The sequence below is a fragment of the Johnsonella ignava ATCC 51276 genome (genome assembly GCF_000235445.1).
Classification (GTDB): Bacteria; Bacillota; Clostridia; order Lachnospirales; family Lachnospiraceae; genus Johnsonella; species Johnsonella ignava.
Genome location: NZ_JH378829.1, coordinates 295,385 through 297,864, shown reverse-complemented (window position 1 = coordinate 297,864; position 2,480 = coordinate 295,385). Strand labels below are relative to the sequence as shown.

Below are 2,480 nucleotides of genomic sequence, written 5' to 3'. Positions count from 1 at the left end.
TGTGCCTCAGGTAGTGTAATAAGCGTTTGGATATATATCAAGGCGTCTGAGAAGCCAGCGGACTCCCAGTTCGTCCTTGTTTTCATCAATGAATCGATAAGCCTCTAATCGATTTCTTTTGCAAAGAATGCCGCTGCTTTTTTTAGGAATAGATTTTCCTTTCGTGCCTCTTCAAGCTCTGCTCGAAGTCGGCGATTTTCTTTCATAAGCTCCAATTCATTTTGGGCAGTTGGATTAGTTAAGGCTTGTTCCCGGCATTCTTTGCTAAATTTTCTACACCATATGGTAATGCTTGATTTGGCAACGCCATATTCAGCAGAAAGGCTTTGTAGTGTACGTCCTTCTTCCAAATGAAGGCGTACAAGTTTTTTCTTAAACTCCGGTTCGTAATGTTGTTGTGACATAATAATTTCTCCTATTTTATAATTATATTTATTAGTCACTCCTGTTACAACTATAGTTTACCACAACAATCTTTGGAAATAGATTTAGCTATGGCAGTTTTTGAAAGACGTCTTTCTATGCCTTCCTGAATGGCTTTCCTGTCATCTAAAGTTAAATGTTTTGCTTTCATAATAGTCATCCTTTCTCCTATGAACATCACAGGTAATAGGATAGCCGGAAGTAAGTCTTTCATAAAGTACTTATTGAAAAACTAAAATCAGGATAAGGAAAGATAACTGGAAGTAACTTTTTCATTTTACCAGTTATATTTGATTTTAAAGTGTCGAAGATCCGTCTTGACAAATGGGTTCACTTTAGTATATACTAAATACTATAAACAAAGTCTTTGAACATAGTACAATTGTAAGAAATAAATAATAAAAAAGAGCCTTGATTTAAGAAATATGAATTGGTAATCTTAGTAAGTAGTCATATGGTTTATCAATATAGAACAATATTTCTATAGAAAGGAAGTGCTTATGAGAAATATTAAAGTGTTATTATTATTACCGGTATTTGCAATATTTTTCACAATAAATGCTTATGCAGGGACTTGGATACAGGATAATAAGGGTTGGTGGTATGACCAAGGCAACGGAACGTGGCCTTCCAACTCATGGCAATGGATAGATGGTAATTCAGACGGTACGGCAGAGTGTTATTATTTTGATAAATTCGGGTACTGTATGATAAATACAATAACTCCTGATAATTACCGTGTTAATGCTTCGGGTGCATGGATTGAAAATAATATAGTGCAAACCAAGAAAGTAGATGTTGCCGATACAAGATACACCTTACTGAACGGTACTATACGTGTATTGAAATATAATGAAGTTCTTGCGGTACAGGGAATTAATGATCCTAATCCGAATTCTTCTATAGACAGAGACAAAGATTTTATATTATTTATATTGGATATGCCACAAGCACTTACATGTAAGACTATAGACGGAGGCTCTTATTCTCGAACTGTTAAGGTACTTTCGTTAAATGATTTACCGGATATAAAAGCATATAACGGACAGCATGTAAAAGCAGGGTTTGATTTGAATGTTGCTTATTGGCCAAGTGACACCTCATTACCGCTTGGAGCACCGGTAATTAATGATATGTATATAGATAAATAAAATTCTCTTTATTAAGTAGTATATTTATTTTAAGTCTATTGACATTTATAATCATATTTTTAAGGTTGATAGAAGCCATGTAAAAAAATGTATTTGGATACACAACTCATAAAGGACTTCTTAGCAGGTAATTTATTGTTTGATAACTTTTATTTTACCCTGTAAGTTGTCCTTTTTTTATGTTAATTAGTTCGATGAAATACAATTAAAAGGCATTAGTTATAAGGTTTTCTGGAACTGTCAAGATAAGTAGAGTCTTCAAACTCACTAAATTGTTTATGGTTCCTATGCTGCCAGAAGTTGAACCTCCAGCAACTGCTTATACATAACCGGCGAAAGTCCATCCGGGTTTGATGTATATATCCGTTTTTGATTGTAATATATAAATACATACCTGAAGATCATTGTTTTTACTTCTTCTCTTTTCATGCGATAGGTTGGAATCCTGTAAAGGAGTTCCTTCTTGAGCGTTGCGAAGAAACTCTCCATCCTAGAGTTATCAAAGCAATGATTGACTCCGCTTAAACTTTGACTAACTCCTGCATTAGCAAGAACCTGTTTAAATGCTTCGCTAGTGTACTGACTTCCTTTGTCAGAATGCACAATAGCACCGTTCAGATTGTATTTTTGAGTTACAGCTTTAAAAGTATCAATGCACAATTCTTTCTTCATGTTATCTTTCATTAGAATGGATAGTATCTCTCCATTACAACAATCCATAATAGGTGAAATATAAAGCTTTCCATCTTGACATTGTATCTGAGATATATCAGTTAGAAGCTTTTTATATGGCAAAGTTGATGAAAAATCCTGCTTTATTAGATTTTCCTGTTCCTGTATTTCAGTTGTCGCATGTGTTAATCCTTTCGGCTTTCGATGAGGAATATGAAGCCATCCATGCTCTCT

General features: G+C 34.2%; 3 protein-coding genes and 1 pseudogene. 1 reads left to right on the top strand and 3 read right to left on the bottom strand.

Translation table 11 applies throughout. From position 1 onward, the window contains the following. Positions 1 to 104: 104 nt before the first annotated feature. Both HMPREF9333_RS01500 and HMPREF9333_RS12420 read right to left on the bottom strand, forming a co-directional pair. Positions 105 to 404, bottom strand: a complete 300-nt coding sequence (locus HMPREF9333_RS01500) for a transposase (protein ID WP_005539280.1) — start codon at positions 402 to 404, stop codon at positions 105 to 107. Positions 405 to 472: 68 nt separating this feature from the next. After that, positions 473 to 583 (bottom strand): annotated as a pseudogene (locus HMPREF9333_RS12420) (helix-turn-helix domain-containing protein); the annotation flags it as partial. Positions 584 to 923: 340 nt separating this feature from the next. On the opposite strand from HMPREF9333_RS12420, the gene HMPREF9333_RS01495 reads away from it, so the two are divergent. Continuing rightward, positions 924 to 1,574 (top strand): hypothetical protein, encoded by a 651-nt coding sequence (locus HMPREF9333_RS01495; RefSeq protein ID WP_005539278.1) that lies wholly within the window; start codon positions 924 to 926, stop codon positions 1,572 to 1,574. Between the two features lie 285 nt (positions 1,575 to 1,859). Here the strand turns inward: HMPREF9333_RS01495 and HMPREF9333_RS01490 are convergent. Next, a partial coding sequence (locus tag HMPREF9333_RS01490; protein WP_169311753.1) for an IS3 family transposase occupies positions 1,860 to 2,480 on the bottom strand: 621 nt, incomplete at its 5' end.

Bases quoted from the DNA above. Each gene is read 5' to 3' on its own strand.
- HMPREF9333_RS01500 (WP_005539280.1), bottom strand. From the start codon at position 404: ATGTCACAACAACATTACGAACCGGAGTTTAAGAAAAAACTTGTACGC.
- HMPREF9333_RS01495 (WP_005539278.1), top strand. From the start codon at position 924: ATGAGAAATATTAAAGTGTTATTATTATTACCGGTATTTGCAATATTT.